Below are 23,946 nucleotides of genomic sequence, written 5' to 3'. Positions count from 1 at the left end.
GTGGACACGGTGCACTTCGTGCCGTCGATGCTGGAGGCGTTCCTCGCCGCGCCGGAGGCGGGTTCGTGCGTGGGTCTGCGGCGGGTGGTGTGCTCCGGCGAGGCGCTCGGCGCAGCGGTGCGGGACCGGTTCTTCCAGGTGCTGCCGGACGTCGGCCTGTTCAACTTGTACGGCCCGACCGAGGCGTCGGTGGACGTCACCGAGTTCGAGGCCGTCGCCGATGGCTCGGCGGTGGTGCCGATCGGCCGTCCGGTGTGCAACACCCGCACCTACGTCCTTGACGACCGGCTCGCTCCGGTTCCGGCCGGGGTCGCGGGCGAGCTGTACCTCGCGGGCGTCCAGCTGGCCCGTGGCTACGCGAACCGTCCGGGACTGACCGCGGACAGGTTCGTGGCGGACCCGTTCGGCGACGGTGGCCGCCTGTACCGCACCGGCGACGTCGTCCGCTGGGACGCCGACGGCAATCTCGTGTACCTGGGCCGGGCCGACGACCAGGTGAAGATCCGCGGGTTCCGCATCGAGCTCGGCGAGATCGAAGCGGTCCTCGCCACGCACCCGGACGTCCGGCAGATCGCCGTCATCGCCCGGGACGGGCGGCTCGTCGCGTACGTGGTCGGCGCGGCCGACGCGGCGGGGCTGCGGGACCTCGCGGCGACGCGCCTGCCGGAGTACATGGTGCCCGCCGCCGTCGTGACCCTCGACGCGCTGCCGGTCACCGTGAACGGCAAGCTCGACCGCAAGGCGCTGCCTGCACCCGACTTCGCCGCGCACGCCGGCTCCGGCCGTGGGCCGGCGGATGTACGGGAGGAGCTGCTGTGCCAGGCGTTCGCCGAGGTCCTCGGCCTCGACACCGTCGGGGTCGACGACGACTTCTTCGCCCTCGGCGGGCATTCGCTGCTCGCGGTGCGGCTCGTCAGCCGGGTCCGGGCGGTGCTCGGGGTGGAGCTGCCGTTGCGGGCGCTGTTCGAGGCTTCGACGCCGGCGCGGTTGGCCGACCGGCTGCCGGGTGCGGGCACGGCCCGCCGGCCGTTGGTGCCGTGGGAGCGGCCGGAGCGGTTGCCGTTGTCGTATGCGCAGCAGCGGTTGTGGTTCATCGGCCAGTTGGAGGGGCCGAGCGCGACGTACAACATCCCGATGGTGCTGAGCGTGTCCGACGCGGTCGACGCGGAGGCGTTGGGCGCGGCGCTGCGGGACGTGATCGGCCGGCACGAGGTGCTGCGGACCGTGTTCCCGACCGTCGACGGCCGGCCGCTCCAGCGGATCATCGCCGCGGACGACCTCGACTGGCAGCTGCAGCAGGCCGAGGTGCCGGCGGGAAGCCTGCCGGATGCGGTCGACGCGGCGACCCAGCACGCCTTCGACCTGGCCACCGAGCCACCGATCCGGGCCTGGCTGCTCAGCGACGACGATGAGCGGGTGCTCGTCGTGGTGCTCCACCACATCGCCGGCGACGGCTGGTCGACCGGCCCCCTCGCCACGGACGTGTCGGTGGCGTACGCGGCGCGCCTGGCGGGCCGGGCACCGCAGTGGGCGCCACTGCCGGTGCAGTACGCCGACTACACCCTGTGGCAGCGGGAGCTGCTCGGCGACGAGTCCGACCCCGACAGCCTGATCTCCCGGCAGGTCGGCTACTGGCGGCAGGCCCTCGCGGGCGCGCCGGAGGAGCTGACGCTGCCCACGGACCGCCGCCGGCCGGCGGTCGCCGGTCACGCCGGTCACGCCGGTCACGCCGTGCCGGTGCAGCTCGACGCCGCGCTCCACGCCCAGCTGCTGCGGGTCGCGAGGGCGCAGGGCGTGACCGTGTTCATGCTGCTGCAGGCCGGGCTCGGGGTCCTGCTGTCGAAGCTCGGCGCCGGCACCGACATCCCGATCGGAGCGGCCGTCGCGGGCCGTACCGACGAAGCCCTCGACAACCTGGTCGGCTTCTTCATCAACACGCTGGTGCTGCGCACCGACCTGTCCGGCGACCCGACGTTCGCCGAGCTGCTCGGCCGGGTGCGGGAAACCACCCTCACCGGGTTCGAGCACCAGGACGTGCCGTTCGAACGGCTCGTCGAGGAGCTGTCGCCGGCCCGGTCCCTCGCCCGGCACCCGCTGTTCCAGGTGATGATGACGGTGCAGAACCTCGCCGACGCAGCGCTGGACCTGCCCGGGCTGCGCGCCGGCGGGCCGGCCGCGCCGGCGGTGACCAGTGCCACGGCGAAGTTCGACCTCGAGCTGACGGTGACGGAGGCGTTCGACGCCGACGGCGCCGCGGCCGGGCTGCGTGGCACGCTGATCGGCTCGGCCGACCTGTTCGACGCCGGCACCGTCGTCGGCATCGCCCGGCGCTGGGTCCGGACCCTCGAGGCCGTGCTCGCCGAACCGTCGACCCGGATCTCCGGCGTGGACGTCCTCGCCGCCGGCGAGCGGCAGCAGGTCCTCGTCGAGTGGAACGACACCGCCGTCGGCGTCCCGGTGGCGACGGTCCCGCAGCTGCTCGACGCGCAGGCGGCACGGACACCCGACGCGCCGGCGGTGCTCGGCGACGGGGTCGAGCTGACCTACGCCGAGCTGCACGCCCGCGCCGACCGGCTGGCGTGGCTGCTGACCGGCCGGGGCGTCGGTCCGGAGTCCGTGGTCGCCGTCTGCCTGGACCGCGGCGCCGACCTGATCGTGGCGCTGCTGGCCGTGTGGAAGGCCGGCGGTGCGTACCTGCCGATCGATCCGGAGCTGCCCGCCGAACGGATCGCGTTCATGACCGCCGACGCCGGGGCGCAGCTCGTGCTGACCTCCGCGCACCGCGCCGCCGTGCCCGCGCCGCTGCCGGTGATGGTCGTCGACGATCCCGCCGTCATCGAGACGCCGGCCGCCGCTCCTGTACGCGGCGAGCTGCGGGCGAGCAACGCGGCTTACGTCATCTACACCTCGGGCTCGACGGGCACGCCGAAGGGCGTCGTGGTCACGCACGGCGGCGCCGTGAACCTGGTCGCGACCCGGGCGCAGCAGTTCGAGCTGGGGGTGGGCAGCCGGGCGCTGCAGTTCGCGTCGACCGGCTTCGACGCGGCCACCTGGGAGCTGCTGCTGGCGCTGAGCTCCGGCGCGTGCCTGGTCGTCGCTCCCGCGTGGGAGCTGCTGCCGGGGGCGGGCCTCGCCGAGGTGATCGCCCGGCACGACGTGACGTTCGCGTGGCTGCCGCCCGCCGTCCTCGGGGTCCTCGCACCCGAGGATCTGCCGTCGGTCACCTCGCTGGTGACCGGTGGCGAGGCGCTGAGCGGCGAGCAGCTCGACCGGTGGGCGCCGGGGCGGCGGTTCATCAACCCGTACGGCCCGACCGAGGCGACGGTCGCCGCCGCCATGACCGGCCCGCTGACCGCCGGGCAGGCCCCGCACATCGGCGGACCGATCTCCAACACCCGCGTGTACGTGCTGGACGACCGGCTCTCGCCCGTGCCGGCGGGTGTCGTCGGCGAGCTGTACATCGCCGGGTCCGGCCTGGCCCGCGGCTACGTCGGCCGGGCGGGACTGACCGCCGAGCGGTTCGTCGCGGACCCGTTCGATGACGGCGGCCGGTTGTACCGGACCGGTGACGTGGTCCGGTGGACCGGCGACGGGGACCTCGTGTTCGTCGGCCGGGCCGATGAGCAGGTGAAGATCCGCGGGTTCCGGATCGAGCCGGGTGAGATCGCCGCGGTGCTCGACCAGCACCCGCAGGTCGCGCAGGCCGTCGTCATCGTCCGGGACGAGCGGCTGGTGGCGTACGTCGTCGGCGCGGTCGACGGCGCGGTGTTGCGGGACTTCGCGGCGTCGCGGCTTCCGGAGTACATGGTGCCGGCGGCGGTGGTGGCGTTGGATGCGTTGCCGTTGTCGCCGAACGGGAAGCTGGACCGCAAGGCGCTGCCGGCGCCGTCGTTCGGTGCCGGGACCGGTCGTGGCCCGGCCGACGCCCGGGAAGAGCTGTTGTGCCAGGCGTTCGCCGAGGTGCTCGGCCTGGACGCTGTCGGTGTCGATGACGACTTCTTCGCGCTCGGCGGGCATTCGCTGCTGGCGGTGCGGCTGGTGGAGTGGCTGCGGGTCCGGGGTGTGTCGGTGTCGGTGCGGGCGTTGTTCGGCGCGGCGACGCCGGCCGGGCTGGCGGCGGCGTCGGGTGGGGTGACCGTGCAGGTGCCGCCGAACCTGATCCCCGTCGGCGCGGAGGCGATCACGCCGGACATGCTGCCCCTGGTCGAGCTGACGCCCGCCGAGATCGACGCGGTCGTCAGCGGTGTCGAGGGTGGTGCGGGCAACGTCGCGGACATCTACCCCCTCGCCCCGTTGCAGGAAGGCATCCTGTTCCACCACCTCCTCGCGGACGGTGGCGACGACGTGTACGTCACGTCGTTCGTGCTGGAGTTCGACGACCGCACCCGCATCGACAGGTTCGCCGCCGCGATGCAGCAGGTGATCGACCGGCATGACGTGTTCCGCACGTCGGTCGTGTGGACGGGGCTGCGGGAGCCGGTACAGGTCGTGTGGCGGACCGCGACCCTCCCGGTGACCGAGGTCAGCCTCCCCGCCGACGCCACCGACGTGGTCGCGGCGCTGACCTCGGCGGTGGGACAGTCGATGGACCTCGGCCGCGCCCCGCTCCTGGACCTGCACGTCGCCGAGGTGCTCGACGGCCGATGGCTGGGGCTGCTGCGGGTGCACCACCTGGTGCAGGACCACACCGCCCTCGACGTCGTCACGACCGAGATCGAGGCGGTGCTCGCCGGTCGCGCCGACACGCTACCGGCGCCGCTGCCGTTCCGTGACTTCGTGGCCCAGGCGCGGGCCGGGCTGGCCACCGGCGAGCACGAGCGGTACTTCCGGGACCTCCTCGAGGGAGTGGACGAGCCGACCGCGGCGTTCGGCGTCAGCGACGTCCGCGGCGACGGATCCGGGGTGGTCCGGGCCGGCCAGACCCTCGCACCGGACCTGGCGGCCCGGCTGCGGCAGGCGGCCCAGCGGCTGCGGGTGAGCCCGGCGACGCTGATGCACGTCGCGTGGGCCCGGGTCCTGTCCGTGGTGTCCGGCCGGGACGACGTGGTGTTCGGCACGGTCCTGTTCGGCCGGATGAACGCCGGCGCCGGCGCCGACCGCGTGCCCGGCCTGTTCATGAACACGCTCCCGGTCCGGATGCCCTCCGGCCGGCTGGACGTGGCGGCAGCGGTCGACGAGATGCGCGGGCAGCTGGCGCGGCTGCTGGAGCACGAGCACGCGCCGCTGGCGCTGGCACAGCGGGTCAGCGCGGTGCCCGGCGACCTGCCGCTCTTCGCGACCCTGTTCAACTACCGGCACAACGGCGCCGGCGAGCCGGGTGACGGCGGCGGCGAAGGGCCCGGCGGGTTCACCGGCGTCCGCACGGTGCGCACCCGGGAAGGCACCAACTACCCGGTGACCGTGTCGATCGAGGACGAGCAGACCGGCTTCCGGATCACCGTCGACGCGGTCGGGCCGATCGACCCCGACGCGGTCGCCGGCATGCTGCACACGACCGTCGCCCACCTCGTCGCCGCCCTGGAGGACGACGCGCGGACCCCGCTCGCCGACATCGGCGTGCTGGACCCCGCCGGCGTGGACCGGGTGCTGCGTGGTTGGAACGACACGGCGGCCTCGGTTCCGGCGTCGACGCTTCCGGAGCTGTTCGCGGCGCAGGTGGCACGGACACCGGACGCTGCCGCGCTCGTGTTCGACGGTGAATCGGTCTCCTACCGGGAGTTGGACGACCGCGCGGCACGGATGGCGCGGCTGCTGCTGGACCGTGGCGTGGGTCCGGAGTCGGTGGTGGGTGTTCAACTGCCTCGCGGTGTCGACATGGTGGTGGCGCTGCTGGGTGTCTTGAAGGCGGGCGCGGCGTATCTGCCGATCGACCCGGATCTGCCTGCTGAGCGGGTGGCGTTCATGACGGCCGGTGCCGCCTTCGTGGTGACGGAGGAGACCGACGCGTCCGGTTTGGCGCCCGCCGCGGATGTGCCGGTGCTGCCGGACAACCCGGCGTACGTCATCTACACGTCCGGTTCGACCGGGCAACCCAAGGGTGTCGTGGTGTCGCACGCGGGGATCGTGAACCGTCTGGTGTGGATGCAGGCCAGGTTCGGTCTGCAGCCGGGCGACCGGGTACTGCACAAGACGCCGTTCGGGTTCGACGTCTCGGTCTGGGAGCTGTTCTGGCCGCTCATCCAGGGCGCCGTCATGGTGATCGCCCGCCCCGACGGCCACCGCGACCCGGCATATGTCGCCGACCTGATCCGCGACGAGCGGGTCGACACGGTGCACTTCGTGCCGTCGATGCTCGATGCGTTCCTGGCGACACCGGAAGCGGCTGCGTGCATCGGCCTGCGGCGGGTGGTGTGCTCCGGTGAGGCCCTCGGTGCGGCCGTGCGGGACCGGTTCTTCGAGGTCCTGCCGGGCGTCGGCCTGTTCAACCTGTACGGCCCGACCGAGGCGTCGGTGGACGTCACCGAGTTCGAGGTCGTCGCCGATGGCTCGGCGGTGGTGCCGATCGGCCGCCCGGTGTTCAACACCCGGGTGTACGTGCTGGACGACCGGCTCGCACCGGTCCCAGCAAGTGTGGCGGGCGAGCTGTACCTGGCCGGTGTCCAGTTGGCCCGCGGCTACGCGAACCGTCCGGGGCTGACCGCTGACCGGTTCGTGGCGGACCCGTTCGACGACGGTGGTCGCCTGTACCGCACCGGCGACGTCGTCCGCTGGGACGCTAGCGGCAACCTCGTCTACCTGGGCCGCTCGGATCAGCAGGTGAAGATCCGCGGGTTCCGGATCGAGCCCGGCGAGGTCGAAGCGGTCCTGGCGCGGCACCCGGACGTGGACCAGGTCGCGGTGCTCGCCCGCGACGGGCGGCTCGTGGCGTACGTCGTGGGCACCGTCGACAGTGGAGCGTTGCGGGAGTTCGCTGCGACGCGGCTGCCGGAGTACATGGTGCCCGCCGCCGTCGTGACGCTCGACGCGTTGCCGGTCACCGTGAACGGCAAGCTCGACCGCAAGGCGCTGCCCGCACCGGACTTCGCGGCGAACGCCGGGACCGGACGCGGCCCCGCCAACGTCCGCGAGGAACTGCTGTGCCAGGCGTTCGCCGAGATCCTCGGCCTCGACACCGTCGGGGTGGAGGACGACTTCTTCGCCCTCGGCGGGCACTCGCTGCTCGTGGTCCGGCTGGTGGAGTGGCTGCGGGCGCGGGGCGTGTCGATCTCGGTCCGGGCGCTGTTCGACACGCCGTCGCCGGCGGGACTGGCGGCGGTCGCCGGTCCGGTGCCGGTGGCGGTGCCGCCGAACCTGATCGCGGCCGGCACGCAGGCGATCACCCCGGAGATGCTGCCGCTCGTCGAGCTGACCGCGGAGGAGCTCGCGCCGGTGATCGCCGGTGTGCCGGGCGGTGCCGCCAACGTCGCGGACGTCTACCCCCTCGCCCCGCTGCAGGAAGGCATCCTCTTCCACCACCTCCTCGCCGGCGGCGGCGACGACGTGTACGCCGTGCCGCGGGTCTTCGAGCTGGACGGCCGGGCCGCGCTCGACGCGTTCGTGGCGGCGTTGCAGCTGGTGATCGACCGGTACGACGTGTTCCGCACCGCGGTCGTGTGGGACGGGCTGCGGGAGCCGGTGCAGGTGGTGTGGCGGGAAGCGACGCTGCCCGTCACCGAGGTGCGGCTGCCGTCCGGCGACGGCGACCCGGCGGCGGAACTGCTGTCGGTGGTCGGGTCGGCGATGGACCTGCGGCGGGCGCCGCTGGTGGACCTGCACGTCGCCGAGGTCGCCGGCGGCCGCCTGCTGGTGCTGGCGCGGATGCACCACCTGGTGCAGGACCACACCGCGGTGGAGGTCGTCTACGACGAGGTCCGCACGATCCTGGCGGGCCGGGCCGGCAGCCTGCCGGAGCCGCTGCCGTTCCGCAACTTCGTGGCGCAGGCCCGGGCGGCGCTGAAGACCGGCGCGCACGAGCGCTTCTTCGGGGAGCTGCTCGCCGGTGTCGACGAACCCACCGCGGCGTTCGGGATCAGGGACGTCCACGGCGACGGCTCCGGCGTCGTCAGCGCCTTCGGAGGGCTCGAAGCCGACCTGTCGGCGCGCCTGCGCACGGCCGGCCGGCAGCTCGGCGTCAGCCCCGCCACGCTGATGCACGTCGCCTGGGCGAGGGTGCTCGCCGTGGTGTCCGGCCGCGACGACGTCGTGTTCGGCACCGTCCTGTTCGGACGGGTGAACGCCGGCGCCGGCGCGGACCGGGTGCCGGGCCTGTTCATGAACACGCTCCCGGTGCGGGTGCGCACCGGCGAGCTCGACGCGCTCGCCGCCGTCGCCGCGATGCGCGGCCAGATGGCCGGCCTGCTGGAGCACGAGCACACGCCCTTGACGGCGGCGCAGCGGGCGAGCGCCATCCCGGCGGGGCAGCCGCTGTTCACCGCGCTGTTCAACTACCGGCACGACGCCGGCGGGCAGCAGGGCGCCGGGGAACCGGCGCCGGACAGCGGGGGCCGGCAGGTGCGGCAGGTCCTGGTCCGGGAGCGGACCAACTACCCGCTGTCGGTGGCCGTCGACGACGACGGCGAAGGGTTCCGGCTGGTGGTGGACGCGGTCGCGCCCATCGACCCGGAGGCGGTGATCCGCATGGTGACCACGGCGGCGGCGAGCCTCGTGACGGCGCTGGAGAGCGGTTCACCGACCCCGCTGGCGGACATCGAGGTGCTCGACACCGCCGACGCGGACCAGGTGCTGCGTGGTTGGAACGACACGGCGGCCTCGGTTCCGGCGTCAACGCTTCCAGAGCTGTTCGCTGCGCAGGTCGGGCGGACACCGGACGCTGCCGTGCTGGTGTTCGAGGGATCGTCGGTGTCATACCGCGACCTGAACGACCGGGCGAGCCGGATGGCGCGGCTGCTGATCGACCGTGGTGTCGGTCCGGAGTCGGTGGTGGGTGTTCAACTGCCTCGCGGTGTCGACATGGTGGTGGCGCTGCTGGGTGTGCTGAAGGCGGGTGCGGCGTACCTGCCGATCGACCCGGACCTGCCTGCTGAGCGGGTGGCGTTCATGACGGCCGGCGCCGCCTTCGTGGTGACGGAGGAGACCGACGCGTCCGGATCGGCGTCCGCCGCGGATGTACCGGTGCTGCCGGACAACCCGGCGTACGTCATCTACACGTCCGGTTCGACCGGACTGCCCAAGGGCGTTGTCGTGTCGCACGCCGGCATCGTGAACCGTCTGGTGTGGATGCAGTCCCGGTTCGGGCTGCAGCCGGGCGACCGCGTTCTGCACAAGACGCCGTTCGGGTTCGACGTCTCGGTCTGGGAGCTGTTCTGGCCGCTGATCCAGGGCGCGGTGATGGTGATCGCCCGCCCCGACGGTCACCGCGACCCGGCCTACGTCGCTGACCTGATCCGCGACGAGCGGGTGGACACGGTGCACTTCGTGCCGTCGATGCTGGAGGCATTCCTTACGGCGCCACAGGCCGTAGACTGCACAGGGCTGCGGCGGGTGGTGTGCTCCGGCGAGGCGCTCGGCGCAGCGGTGCGGGACCGGTTCTTCCAGGTGCTGCCGGACGTCGGCCTGTTCAACTTGTACGGGCCGACCGAGGCGTCGGTGGACGTCACCGAGTTCGAGGTCGTCGCCGATGGCTCGGCGGTGGTGCCGATCGGCCGCCCGGTGTTCAACACCCGGGTGTACGTGCTGGACGACCGGCTCGCACCGGTCCCAGCAGGCGTGGCCGGCGAGCTGTACCTGGCCGGCGCCCAGTTGGCCCGCGGTTATCGCGACCGCGCCGGGTTGACGGGGGAGCGGTTCGTCGCCGACCCGTTCGGTGATGGTGGCCGCCTGTACCGCACCGGCGACGTGGTCCGGTGGGACGCCGACGGCAACCTGGTCTACCTGGGCCGCTCGGACGAGCAGGTGAAGATCCGCGGGTTCCGGATCGAGCCGGGCGAGATCGAAGCGGTCCTCGCCACGCACGAGGACGTCCAGCAGATCGCCGTCATCGCCCGGGACGGTCGGCTCGTCGCGTACGTCGTCGGCGCCGCCGACGGTCCGGCGCTGCGGGAGTTCGCCGCGACGCGGCTTCCCGAGTACATGGTGCCCGCCGCCGTCGTGACCCTCGACGCGCTGCCGGTCACGGTGAACGGCAAGCTCGACCGGAAGGCACTCCCCGCACCGGACTTCGCGGCAGCGGCCGGGCGCGGCCGCGGGCCGGCCAACGCCCACGAAGCGGCGCTGTGCCAGGCGTTCGCCGAGATTCTCGGCCTCGAGACGGTCGGCGTCGACGACGACTTCTTCGCCCTCGGCGGCAACTCCCTCCTCGCGGTGCGGCTGATCAGCCGGATCCGCTCGCTGCTCCAGATCGAGGTGCCGCTGCGCACGTTGTTGAACGGGCCGACCGTTGCGCGTCTCGCCAACCAGCTCCAGGATCAGCTCTCCGAACCACCGAACCAGAAGCCAGCCAGGCCGGCGCTACGGCCGATGCGCGACTCGAAGGAGTCCTGATGTACCCACTGTCCTACGCGCAGCGCCGGCTGTGGTTCATCGGCCAGCTGGAAGGCCCGGGCACCACCTACAACCTGCCGACGGTGCTGCCGCTGCCCGGCCGGATCGACCACGCCGCGCTCGCCGCCGCCCTCCGGGACGTCCTCGGCCGGCACGAGGTGCTGCGCACGGTGTACCCCGTCGTCGACGGCGAACCGTTCCAGCGCGTCCTCACGATGGAGGAGCTGGACTGGGACCTGCACGTCCGGGACGTCCCGGCCGGCGCGCTGTCCGCCGCCATCGACGAGGCGCTCGGGCACGTGTTCGACCTCGGATCCGAGGTGCCGATCCGGGCGACGCTGCTCACCGCGGGGGCGCGGGAGCGGGTCCTCGTCCTGGTCATCCACCACATCGCCACCGACGGCTGGTCGAACGGGCCACTGATCAGGGACATCACCACGGCGTACGAGGCCCGCGCCGCAGGGCACGCGCCGCGGTGGGCGCCGCTGCCGGTGCAGTACGCGGACTACACGCTGTGGCAGCGCGAGCTGCTCGGCGACGAGAACGACCCGGACAGCCTCATCTCCAGGCAGGTGGCGTACTGGCGGCAGGCCCTCGCCGGGGCGCCGGACGAGCTGCGGCTGCCGTTCGACCGGCCCCGTGCGATCGTCGCCGACCACCGCGGACACACCGCCGGGCTGCGGCTGTCCGCCGACGTCCACGGCCGCCTGCACGAGATCGCCCGCGAACAGGGCGTCACGGTGTTCATGGTCCTGCAGAGCGCCCTGGCGGTGCTGCTGTCCAAGCTCGGCGCCGGCACGGACATCCCGATCGGAGTGGCGGTCGCCGGCCGTACCGACGAAGCCCTGAACGACCTGATCGGCTTCTTCGTCAACACGCTGGTGTTCCGGACCGACCTGGCGGGCGACCCGACCTTCCGTGACGTGCTCGCGCGGACCAGGGAGACCGGATGGCGGGCGCTGGAGCACCAGGACCTGCCGTTCGAGCGGCTCGTGGAGGAGCTGGCGCCCGTCCGCTCGCTGTCGCGGCAGCCGCTGTTCCAGGTGATGCTGACCGTCGAGGACGCCGGCCCGGCCGAGCCGGCCGCGGTCGGTGGCGTGTCGGTGGCGAAGTTCGACATCGACGTGAGCTTCAGCGAGACGTTCACCGGCGACGGCACGCCGGCGGGGCTGCGCGGCGTGGTGACGGGCGCGGCCGCGCTGTTCGACCCCGGCACGGTCGCGCTGATCGCCGAACGTCTCGTGCGGGTCGTCGAGGCGGTGGCCGCCGACCAGACCCTGCGACTGTCCGATGTGGACGTGCTCGGCGCGGCCGAGCTGGATCGGGTGCTGCGCCAGTGGAACGAGACCGCGTTCGTGGCACCGGAGATGTCGGTGCCGGAGATGTTCGCGGCGCAGGTGGCGCGGACGCCGGACGCGGTGGCGGTGGTCGGTGACGGGTTCGCGGTGTCGTACCGCGAGCTGGACGCCCGGGCGGCCGGCCTCGCGGCGCACCTGACCATGCTGGGGGTGGGCCCGGAGTCGGTGGTGGCGCTGCGCCTGCCGCGCGGCCTGGAGATGCTCGTCGCGGTGCTGGGTGTGTGGAAGGCCGGCGGCGCGTACCTGCCGGTGGATCCGTCGTACCCGGCGGAGCGGGTCGAGTTCATGCTCGAGGACGCGGCGCCCGTCTGCGTGCTGACGCCGGACTCGTGGCCCGAGGAGGCGGCGGCGGACGACGCCCCGCCGGTTGTGGCGCCGGCCGGCCGTGCGGCGTACGTGATGTACACGTCCGGGTCGACGGGCCGGCCGAAGGGCGTCGTGGTCGAGCAGCGGTCGGTTGCTGCGCTGGTCGCGTGGGCGGGGTCGCGGTTCGGGGCCGACTTCGGCCGGGTGCTGGGGTCGACGTCGCTGAGCTTCGACGTGTCCGTGTTCGAGCTGCTGGGCCCGCTGTGCTCCGGTGGGTCGGTGCGGCTGGTCGAGGACCTGCTGACCCTGGCCGACCGCGGGGTCGGGGACGTCTCACTGGTGAGCGCGGTGCCCTCGGCGCTGGTCCGGGTCCTCGGCGACCTCGACACCCGCGTGGTGGTGCTCGCCGGTGAAGGCCTGACGGCAGGAGTCTTCAACGCGCTGCGGGCCGCGCTGCCGGACGCCGTCATCGCCAACATCTACGGCCCCACCGAGGCGACCGTGTACGCGACGGCGTGGTTCGACGACGGCGAGGCCCGGCAGGCGGGCTGGATCCCGCCGATCGGCCGCCCGATCGGCGGCGCCCGGACCTACGTTTTCGACGACCGCCTCGCACCGGTGCCGGCCGGCGTCGCCGGCGAACTGTACGTCGCCGGATCCGGCGTCGCCCGCGGCTACGTACGGCGGCCCGGCCTCACGGCGGAACGGTTCGTCGCGGACCCGTTCGGCGACGGCGGCCGGCTGTACCGGACCGGCGACGTCGTGCGGTGGGACGCCGACGGGAACCTGGTGTACCTCGGCCGGTCCGACGAGCAGGTGAAGATCCGCGGGTTCCGGATCGAGCCCGGCGAGGTCGAAGCGGTGCTGCTGGCACACCCGCAGGTCGCGCAGGCCGCGGTGGTCGTCCGGGACGAGCGCCTGGTCGCGTACGTGGTCGGGGACGCCGGCGGTGCGGCGCTGCGCGAGTTCGCGGCGACCCGGCTGCCGGACTACATGGTGCCGGCCGCGGTCGTGACCCTCGACGCGTTGCCGCTGTCGGTGAACGGGAAGCTGGACCGCAAGGCGCTGCCGGCACCGTCGTTCGCCGCGGGCACGGGACGGGGCCCCGCGAACGTGCGGGAAGAGCTGCTCTGCCAGGGCTTCGCCGAGGTCCTCGGCCTGGACACCGTCGGCGTCGACGACGACTTCTTCGCCCTCGGCGGCCACTCCCTGCTCGCCGTGCGGCTCGTCGAGTGGCTGCGGGTCCGGGGCGTGCCGGTGTCGGTGCGGGCGATGTTCCTGACCCCGACGCCCGCCGGGCTCGCCGCCGCCACCGGCGCCGTCGCCGTGCAGGTGCCGCCGAACAGGATCCCCGCCGGCGCGCAGGCCATCACGCCGGAGATGCTGCCGCTGGTCGACCTCACCGGCGCGGAGATCGACGCGATCACCGCCACCGTCGACGGCGGCGCGGCCAACGTCGCCGACATCTACCCCCTGGCGCCGCTGCAGGAAGGCATCTTCTTCCACCACCTGCTCGCCGACGGCGGACAGGACGCCTACGTGACGCCGTTCGTGCTCGAGTTCGAGGACCGGCCCGGCCTCGACCGGTTCGTCGCCGCGCTGCAGCGGGTCATCGACCGGCACGACGTGCTGCGCACCGCGGTGCTGTGGGAAGGGCTGGACGAGCCGGTGCAGGTCGTGTGGCGGACCGCCACGCTCCCGGTCACCGAGGTGCGGATCGACGGCGACGGTGCCGACCCGGCGCAGGCGCTGGTGACGGCGGTCGGCCTGGCGATGGACCTGCGCCGGGCGCCGCTGCTGGACGCGCACGTCGCCGAGCTGCCCGGCGGGCGCCGGCTGGCGCTGCTGCGCGCCCACCACCTGGTGCAGGACCACACCGCGCTGGAGGTGATCCTGGCCGAGATCGACGCCGTGCTGACCGGCCGGGACGACAGCCTGCCGGAGCCGCTGCCGTTCCGGGACTTCGTGGCGCAGGCCCGTGCCGGGCTGCGCGACGGCGCCCACGACGAGTACTTCCGGCGACTGCTCGACGGGGTCGCCGAGCCGACCGCCGCGTTCGGCGTGACCGACGTGCGCGGCGACGGATCGGCGGCGGTGCGGGTCGGCGTGGCCGTGGAACCCGACCTGGCGGAGCGGCTGCGCAAGGTCGCCCGCGACGTCGGGACGAGCACGGCCACCGTCCTGCACGTGGCGTGGTCCCGCGTGCTCGCCGTCGTGTCCGGCCGGGACGACGTCGTGTTCGGCACCGTGCTGTTCGGTCGCATGAACGCCGGCGCCGGCTCCGACCGGGTCCCCGGACTGTTCATGAACACCCTCCCGGTGCGGGTGCGCACCGGCGACCTCGACGTGCTGGACGCGGTCAGGTCGATGCGCGGGCAACTCGCCGAGCTGCTGGAGCACGAGCACGCGCCGCTCGCGCTGGCACAGCGGGCCAGCCAGGTGCCGGCCGACGCGCCGCTGTTCACGACCCTGTTCAACTACCGGCACAACGCCGTGCGCGCCGCGGAGACCGGGCCCGCCGGCGACACCGGGACGTCCGGCGGCGGGGTCCGCACCGTGTACTCGCGGGAACGCACCAACTATCCGCTGTCGGTCTCGGTCGACGACAACGGCGACGGCTTCGGGCTCGTGGTGGCCGCGGTGACCCCCATCGACCCGCAGGCGGTCGCCGGGATGCTGCACGCCGCGCTCGGCGACCTCGTGGCGGCGCTGGAGCAGGCGGCCGGCGGCGGGCCGCAGACGCCGCTGTCGCGGGTCGGCGTGCTGGACGCCGCGGAACTGGAACGGGTGCTGCACCAGTGGAACGCCACCGCCGCGGACCTCCCCGGCGGGACGCTGCTGGACCAGTTCGCGGCGCAGGTGGCGCGGACCCCCGATGCGCCGGCGGTCGAGTGCGAGGACGAGACCGTGTCGTACCGGGAGCTGGACGCCCGATCGGCCCGGCTGGCCCGGCACCTGTCGGGGCACGGCGTCGGGCGGGAGACGGTCGTGGCGGTGTGCCTGGAGCGCGGGGTCGGGATGGTCGTCGCGCTCCTCGGGGTGCTGCGGGCCGGCGCCGCGTACCTGCCGGTCGACCCCGAGCTCCCCGCGGAACGGATCGCGTTCATGGTGGCGGACGCCGGCGCCGCGAGCGTCCTCGCCGACGCCGCGTCCGGCCACCTGGTCGCCGGGGCCGGCGTGCTCGTCGTCGACCTGGACGGCGCCTGCGCCACGCCGGACACCGGGGACGTGGCCGCGCCGGTCCTGCCGGTCCCGCCGGTCCTGCCGGTCCTGCCGGGACACCCGGCGTACGTGATGTACACGTCCGGGTCGACCGGTGTGCCCAAGGGCGTGGTGGTGTCGCACGCCGGCGTCGTGAACCGCCTCGCCGCCCTGCGGTCCCGGCTCGGACTGGCCGCCGGCGACCGCCTGCTGCACAAGACGCCGTTCGGGTTCGACGTGTCGGTGTGGGAGCTGTTCCTGCCGCTGATCCAGGGTGCGGTGACGGTGATCGCCCGGCCCGGCGGCCACCGCGACCCCGCCTACGTCGCCGGGCTGATCCGCGACCGGCACATCGACACCGTCCACTTCGTGCCGTCGCTGCTGGACGCGTTCCTGGCGGAGCCCGGGGCCGCGGACTGCGCCGGCCTGCGCCGCGTGGTGTGCTCGGGCGAGGCGCTCGGCCCCGGCGTGCGGGACCGGTGCTTCGCCGTGCTGCCCGGCGCGACCCTGTTCAACCTGTACGGCCCGGCCGAGGCACCGACCGAGACCGCCGGCGAGGTGCCGCGCGACGGCGCCGCCGCGGTGCCGATCGGGCGCCCGGTCGCCAACACCCGTTCGTTCGTGCTGGACGAGCGGCTGGCCCCGGTGCCGGTCGGGGTCGCCGGCGAACTGTACGTCGCCGGAGCCCAGCTCGCCCGCGGGTACGTGGGCCGGGCCGGGCTGACCGCGGAGCGGTTCGTCGCCGACCCGTTCGGCGACGGCGGACGGCTGTACCGGACCGGCGACCTGGTCCGCTGGACCGGCGACGGTGACCTCGTGTTCGTGGGCCGGGCGGACGAGCAGGTGAAGATCCGCGGCGTCCGGATCGAGCCGGGCGAGATCGCGGCGGTCCTGAGCGGGCACCCGCAGGTGGCGCAGGCCGCGGTCGTCGTGAAGGACGAGCGGCTCGTCGCCTACGTTGTGGGCGATGTCGAGCACGCGGAGCTGCGGGCGTTCGCCGGCGCACGGCTGCCGGAGTACATGGTGCCCGCGGCCGTCGTGACCCTGGCCGAGCTGCCACTGTCCCGCAACGGGAAGCTGGACCGCAACGCCCTGCCGGCGCCGGACTTCGGCGCGGGCAAGGGCCGCGGCCCGGCCAGCGTCCAGGAGGAGCTGCTGTGCCTGGCCTTCGCTGAGGTCCTCGGGCTGGACGCCGTCGGCGTCGACGACGACTTCTTCGCCCTCGGCGGGCACTCGCTGCTCGCGGTGCGCCTCGTCAGCCGGATCCGCACCACCCTCGGCATCGAGGTGTCGCTGCGCAGCCTGTTCGAGGCGCCGACCCCGGCCACCCTCGCCGGGCGGCTCGGGGCCGCCGGCACGGCACGCACCGCGCTGGTCCCGGCGGGCCGGCCGGAGCGGCTGCCGCTGTCGTTCACGCAGCAGCGGCTGTGGTTCATCGCGCAGCTGGAAGGCCGCAGCGCGACCTACAACAAGCCGGTGACGCTGCGGCTGTCCGGCCACGTGGACGAGGCCGCGCTCGCCGCCGCCTGGCGTGACGTGCTCGGCCGGCACGAGGTGCTGCGCACCGTGTACCCCACGCACGACGGCCAGCCGTTCCAGCGGATCATCGACCTCGACCAGCTCGACTGGCACCTGCGGACCGCGGCCGTGACCCCGGCCGAGCTGCCGGCCCTGGTCGAGGCGGCGGCCGGGCACGCGTTCGACCTGGCGAGCGAGATCCCGATCCGGGCGTCGCTGTTCACGGTGACCGGCGGGGACCGGGCCGAGCGGGTCCTGGTCGTGGTCGTCCACCACATCGCCAGCGACGGCTGGTCGACCAGGCCCCTCGCCGCCGACCTCTCCGCGGCGTACGCGGCCCGCCTGCAGGGCCAGGCACCGGCGTGGCAGCCGCTGCCGGTGCAGTACGCGGACTACACGCTGTGGCAGCGCGCGCTGCTCGGCGACGACCAGGATCCCGGCAGCCTGATCGCCCGGCAGGTCGCGTACTGGCGGCAGGCGCTCGCCGGCGCGCCCGAGGAGCTGGCCCTGCCCGCCGACCGGCCCCGCCCCGCGGTGGCCCGCCACCTCGGGCACACCATGCCGGTCCACATCCCCGCCGACGTGCACGCCCGCATCCGCCGGGTCGCCCGCGAGCGGGGCGTGACGGTCTTCATGCTGCTGCAGGCCGCCCTGGCGGTGACGGTCTCGAAGCTGGGCGCCGGCACCGACATCCCCATCGGCTCGGCCATCGCCGGGCGCACCGACGAGGCGCTCGACGAGCTCGTCGGGTCGTTCGTCAACACGCTGGTCATCCGCACCGACGTGGCCGGCGACCCGACGTTCGCCGAGTTGCTGACCCGCGTGCTGCAGACCAGCCTCGCCGGCTTCGAACACCAGGACGTGCCGTTCGAGCGCCTGGTCGAGGAGCTGGCCCCGTCCCGCTCGCTGTCCCGGCACCCGCTGTTCCAGGTCCTGCTGACCATGCAGAACAACGCCGACGCGACGCTGGACCTGCCCGGCGTCGGGGCCGGCGAGGTGTCGGTGGCCGCAGCGGAGGCCGCGTCCGCGGAGCCGGAACCGGTGCTGTCGGCGGTCAAGTTCGACATCGACGTCATCGTCGGCGAGGCGTTCGCCCCCGGCGGCGCGCCGGCCGGGATCCACGGCGGGTTCAGCGGATCGGTGGACCTGTTCGACGTCGGCACCGTCGCCGTGATCGCCGAGCGGTGGGCGCGGGTCCTCGCGGCGGTCACCACCGAACCGGACCTGCGGTTGTCCGCGATCGACGTGCTCGACGCCGGCGAACGGCACCGGGTCCTGGTCGACTGGAACGACACGCGGGCGGCGCTGCCGGCGGTGACGGTGCCGGCGATGTTCGCCGGTCAGGTGGCGCGGACGCCGGACGTGGTGGCGCTGGTGTGTGACGGTTCCGAGCTGTCGTACGCGGAGCTGGACGCGCGGGCGAACCGCCTCGCCCGGTACCTGCGGGGGCTCGGGGTCGGTGCGGAGTCGGTGGTGGGTCTGTGTCTGCCCCGCGGGGTGGACATGATCGTGGGGTTGCTGGCGGTGTGGAAGGCCGGCGGCGCGTATCTGCCGTTGGATCCGTCGTACCCGGTGGAACGGATCGGGTTCATGGTCGCGGACGCGCGGGTTGCGGTGCTGGTCGGCGTCGAGGACGTGCTGGACGAGCTGCCGGCCGGCCGGGTGCGGACCGTGGCGCTGGACGACCCGCGGGTCGCGGCCCGGCTGTCGTCGCTGCCCGGTGAGCCCCTCGAGGACGACGTGCTGCCGGGGCAGCTCGCGTACGTGGTGTACACGTCGGGTTCGACCGGTGTGCCGAAGGGCGTCGGCGTGACGCACGGCGGGCTGGCGAACTACGTGGGCTGGGTGCCGTCGCAGGTGGGGTTGGCGGGTCCGGGCCGGTTCGGTGTGCTGCAGGGTCAGGTGACGGACCTCGGGAACACAGTGGTGTTCGGGGCGTTGTCGTCGGGCGGGACGCTGGTGGTGGCGCCGGAGCAGGTGGTGACGGATCCGGCGGCGATGGCGGAGTTCGTCGCGGCGGAGCGGGTCGACGGGTTGAAGGTGGTGCCGTCGCATCTGTCGGCGTTGGCCGCCGGCCCTGCCGGGCTTGCGGGTGTGCTGCCCAGCCAGACGGTGGTGCTGGGTGGTGAGGCCGCGTCGCCGGACCTGGTGCGTGATCTGGTCGCCGCGCGTGACGTGTTCAACCACTACGGTCCGACGGAGACGACGGTCGGTGTCCTCACGACGCGGCTGACTGCCGACGCGGTCGTTCCGGTCGGTCGGCCGGTGGCGAACACGCGCGTGTACGTGCTGGATGAGCGGCTGTGCCCGGTGCCCGTCGGTGTCGCCGGTGAGCTGTACGTGGCGGGTGCGCAGGTGGCGCGGGGCTATGTGGGGCGGTCGGGGTTGACGGCGACCCGGTTCGTCGCGGATCCGTTCGACGTTGACGGCGGCCGGTTGTACCGGACCGGGGACCTGGTGCGGTGGACCGGCGGTGGGGATCTGGTGTTCGTGGGCCGGGTCGACGAGCAGGTGAAGATCCGCGGGTTCCGGGTGGAGCCGGGTGAGGTGCAGGCGGTCGTGGCCGGGCACCCGGACGTCGAGCAGGCCGCGGTGGTGGTCAGGGATGGACGTCTGGTCGCGTATGTGGTCGGTGCGGTCGAGCCGGCAACCCTGCGGGAGTTCGTGGCGGTGCGGTTGCCTGAGCACATGGTGCCGTCCGCCGTGGTGACGCTGGACGCGTTGCCGTTGACCGGGAACGGGAAGCTCGATCGGAAGGCGTTGCCGGCGCCGGAGTTCGTGACCACGGCCGGGTCGGGCCGCGGTCCGGCGAACGCGCGGGAAGAGCTCCTGTGCCAGGCGTTCGCGCAGATCCTCGGCCTCGAAGCGGTCGGGGTCGACGACGACTTCTTCGACCTGGGCGGGCACTCGCTCCTCGCCGTCCGCCTCGTCAGCCGCATCCGGACGCTCCTGGGCACCGAGGTCGACATCCGCACCCTGTTCGAGGCCCCGACACCCGCCGGGCTGGCCGCACGGCTGTCGGCGGCCGGGACGGCGCGCGACCCGCTGACACCGCAGGAGCGCCCCGCGCGGATCCCGCTGTCCTACGGCCAGCGCCGCCTCTGGATCATCGACCAGCTGGAAGGGCCGAGCGCCACCTACAACATCCCCGTCGCCGTCCGTATGGCCGCGGACGTGGACCGCGCCGCGCTCGCGGCCGCCCTGCGCGACGTGCTCGGCCGGCACGAGGTGCTGCGCACCGTCTTCCCGGCGGCCGACGGCGAGCCGTTCCAGCGGATCATCGACCTCGACGACCTGGACTGGCAGCTGGAGGTGGTCGAGGTCGCCGCGGACGAGCTGCCGGCCGCCGTCGCGGGTGCCCGCCGGCACGTCTTCGACCTGGCGACACAGGTGCCCGTCAAGGCGTGGCTCTTCACCGCCGAGCCCGGCGTCAACGTGCTCACCGTCGTGGTGCACCACATCGCCGGCGACGGCTGGTCGTGGGCGCCGCTCGGCGACGACGTCACCACGGCCTACGCCGCCCGGCGCGAACGGCGGGAGCCGGCGTGGCGGCCGCTGCCGGTCCAGTACGCGGACTACGCGCTGTGGCAGCGGCGGCTGCTCGGCGACGACCGGGACCCCGGCAGCCTCATCTCCCAGCAGGTCGCCTACTGGCGGCAGGCGCTCGCCGGGCTGCCGGAGGAGCTGAGCCTGCCGTTCGACCGGCCGCGCCCGGCCGTCATCGGCCACGGCGGCACCCGGACCCCGATCGAGGTCCCCGCCGCCGTGCACGCCCGGCTGCTCGCGGTCGCCCGCGAGGAGGGGGCCACCGTGTTCATGGTGCTGCAGGCGGCGCTGGCCGCGCTCCTGTCGAAGCTCGGCGCCGGCACGGACGTCCCGATCGGATCGGCCGTCGCGGGCCGTACCGACGAAGCGCTGGACAACCTCGTCGGCTATTTCGTCAACACGTTCGTGATGCGGACCGACCTCGCCGGTGACCCAACCTTCGCCGAGCTGCTGGCGCGGGTCCGGGAAACCGCGCTGCGCGCCTTCGAGCACCCCGACGTGCCGTTCGAGCGGCTGGTCGAGGAGCTCGCCCCCGCCCGTTCCCTGGCCCGGCACCCACTGTTCCAGGTCATGCTCCTGCTCCAGGACCGCGCCACGGTCACCGGCGCCACCGCGGCCGGCGACCCGCAGGACCGCGCCACGGACGACCCGCAGGAATCCGGTTTGCGTGGCACTGCCGGCGAATCGGCGACGGCGAAGTTCGACCTCGACTTCAGCCTCGGCGAGGTGTACGACGCGGCGGGCGCACCGGCCGGCATGCACGGCGGCCTGGTCGCCGCCACCGACCTGTTCGACACGGCGTCGGCCCGGCGGATCGCGGAGCGGTGGGTGCGGGTCCTGGACGCGGTGAGCGCCGACCCCCAGATCCGGCTCAGCGAGGTCCAGGTGCTCGCCGACGCCGAACGGGAGACGATGCTCGACGGGTGGAACGACACGGCCGCCGGGGTGCCCGAAACGACCGTCGTCGGCCTCTTCGAGGCCCAGGTCGCCCGCGCACCGGGCGCCGTCGCGGTGATCGCGGGCGACGCGGAGGTGACCTACGCGGAGCTGGACGCCCGCGCCAACCGGCTCGCCCGCCTGCTGATCGGCCGGGGCGTCGGGCCGGAGTCCATCGTCGCGGTGGTCCTGGAGCGCAAGGTGGACCTGCTGGTGGCGCTGCTGGCGGTCCTCAAGGCCGGCGCCGCGTACCTGCCGATCGACCCGGCCTACCCGGCCGGGCGGACCGCGTTCGTCCTCGCCGACTCCGGCGCCGTCTGCCTGGTCAGCGACGGAAGCCTGCTGGAGCGCCTGGAGGAGTTCGAGGTCCGCGTCGGCGGCGAGGACCTCGTGCCGGTCGTGCTGCTGGACGACACCCGTGCACTGGACGGGTTCTCCGCCGCCCCCGTCGAAGCGGGGGAGCGGGCGGCCGAGCTGCTGCCGGAGCACCCGATCTGGGTCATCTACACCTCCGGCTCCACGGGCCGCCCCAAGGGTGTGCTCGTCGGGCACCGCGCCGTCGTCAACTTCCTCATGTCGATGCGGGAGCGGTTCGAGTTCCGGGCGGGGGACCGCCTGCTGGCCGTCAGCACGGTCGGCTGCGACATGGCCGGCCTCGAGTTCTACCTGCCGCTGGTGAGCGGCGTGCCGATGATCCTCGCGTCCCAGGAGCAGGTGCTGGACCCGTGGGCGCTGCGGGAGCTGATCAGGTCCCGCGCCGCGACGGTCGTGCACGCCACGCCGAGCCTCTGGCGCGGGCTGGTCGCGGACGCCCAGGACCACGTCGACTGGACGCGGGTCCGGGTGTACGTCGGCGCCGAGGCGCTGCCCGACGACCTGGCCCGGACGCTGCTGGACCGGACGCCGTCGCTGACCAACCTGTACGGGCCGACCGAGACCACGGTCTGGTCGACCGCGAAGCGCACCGACGCGGCGGCCGCCGACCTGACCTCGATCGGCGGACCGATCGCCAACACCCGGGTCTACGTCCTCGACGACGCCCTGGCCCCGGTGCCGCCCGGGGTCCACGGCGAGCTGTACATCGCCGGGGACGGTCTGGCCCGCGGCTACCTGGGCCGCCCCGGACTGTCCGCCGGGCGGTTCGTGGCCTGCCCGTTCGGCGACGGGGGCCGGATGTACCGCACCGGTGACGTGGTGCGCTGGAGCGCCGGCGGCGACCTCGCGTTCCTGGGGCGCGCCGACGACCAGGTGAAGATCCGCGGGTTCCGGGTCGAGCTCGGCGAGGTGGAGGCGGCCGTCGCCGCGCACCCCGGCGTGGCGCAGGCGACGGTGCTCGCCCGGGAGGACGTCCCGGGGGAGCGGCGGCTGGTCGCCTACGTCGTCGCGGGCGGCGCGGCGGACCCGGGCGACCTGCCCGCGCAGGTGCGGGCGGACGCCGCGCTGCGCCTGCCGGCGTACATGGTGCCCGCCGCGGTGGTCGTGCTCGACGCGCTGCCGCTGATGCCCAACGGCAAGCTGGACCGCAAGGCGCTGCCCGTCCCGGACCAGACGGTGGTGACGGCCGACAACACCAACATCACCGCCCTGGAAGGGCACATCCGGGAGGTGTTCGCCGAGGTGCTCGGCGTCGCGTCGGTCGGCGTCGACGACGACTTCTTCGCGCTCGGCGGGCACTCGCTGCTGGCGGTGCGGGCGGTGGCGCGGCTCAAGGACCGGGGCATGTCGTTCGCGGTCCGCGACATCTTCGCGGCCCCGACCGTTCGCGGCCTGATGGACCGGCTCGGGCTGTCGTCCATGCGGGACGTGCTCGACGTGCTGTTGCCGATCCGGGCGCAGGGTGACCAGCCGGCCATCTTCTGCATGCACCCGGCGGGCGGCATGAGCTGGTGCTACATGCCGATGGCGCGGTTCGTGCCGGGCGATGTCCCGGTGTACGGGCTGCAGGCGCGCGGACTGGACGGGCACGGCGAGTTCGCCGGATCGCTGGCGGAGATGGCCCTCGACTACATCGAGCAGATCCGCAGCGTCCAGCCGGCCGGGCCGTACCGGTTGCTGGGGTGGTCGTCCGGCGGGCGGGTGGCGCACGAGGTCGCGGTGCGGCTGCAGGAGGCCGGCGAGGAGGTCTCGGCGCTGCTGCTCCTGGACATCTACCCGCCCCGGCCGGTGTCGCTCGACCTGCCGGCCGACGGCGAGGAGCTGGACGAGATGCCGCCCGCGGACCCGGAGGCGGAGCTGCTCGCCCTGCGGGACTGGGTGCGCCGGATGGCCGGGCCGCTCGGCGGGCTGTCCGACGACGACTGCATGCACCTGGCCCGCCTGTTCCTGAACAACCAGAGGATCTCCCTCGAGCACACCTACGGGCGGTTCGAGGGCGACGCGATGGTGCTCGTCGCGGGGGAGGGCCGGCAGGAGCACGCGCCGACCGCGCGGGACTGGGAGCCGTTCGTGACCGGCACGATCTGGGAGGCGGAGATCCCTTGCCGCCACAGCCAGATGGTCGAGCCGGAGTGGCTGGGCGAGGTCTGGGCCGCGGCGGCGGGTTTCCTGGAGCGGAGGGTCACCGACTGATGGGCGCTTCGCCCGCTCCGTATCGAATGTCCGT

Annotated in this window: 2 protein-coding genes; both read left to right on the top strand. The window is 73.9% G+C overall.

All coding sequences use genetic code 11. The features are described from left to right. Positions 1-10,479, top strand: coding sequence for an amino acid adenylation domain-containing protein (locus AB0J72_RS41430; protein WP_363409659.1), 10,479 nt, complete (start codon positions 1-3; stop codon positions 10,477-10,479). Next, entirely contained in the window at positions 10,479-23,912 is a 13,434-nt protein-coding gene (locus tag AB0J72_RS41425) for an amino acid adenylation domain-containing protein (protein ID WP_363409656.1), read from the top strand. Before AB0J72_RS41430 ends, AB0J72_RS41425 begins: the two co-directional genes overlap by 1 nt. Positions 23,913-23,946 lie beyond the last annotated feature (34 nt).

It is taken from the genome of Dactylosporangium sp. NPDC049742, assembly GCF_040674675.1.
GTDB lineage: Bacteria > Actinomycetota > Actinomycetes > Mycobacteriales > Micromonosporaceae > Dactylosporangium > Dactylosporangium maewongense.
This window is presented reverse-complemented; position numbering and strand designations above follow the sequence as displayed.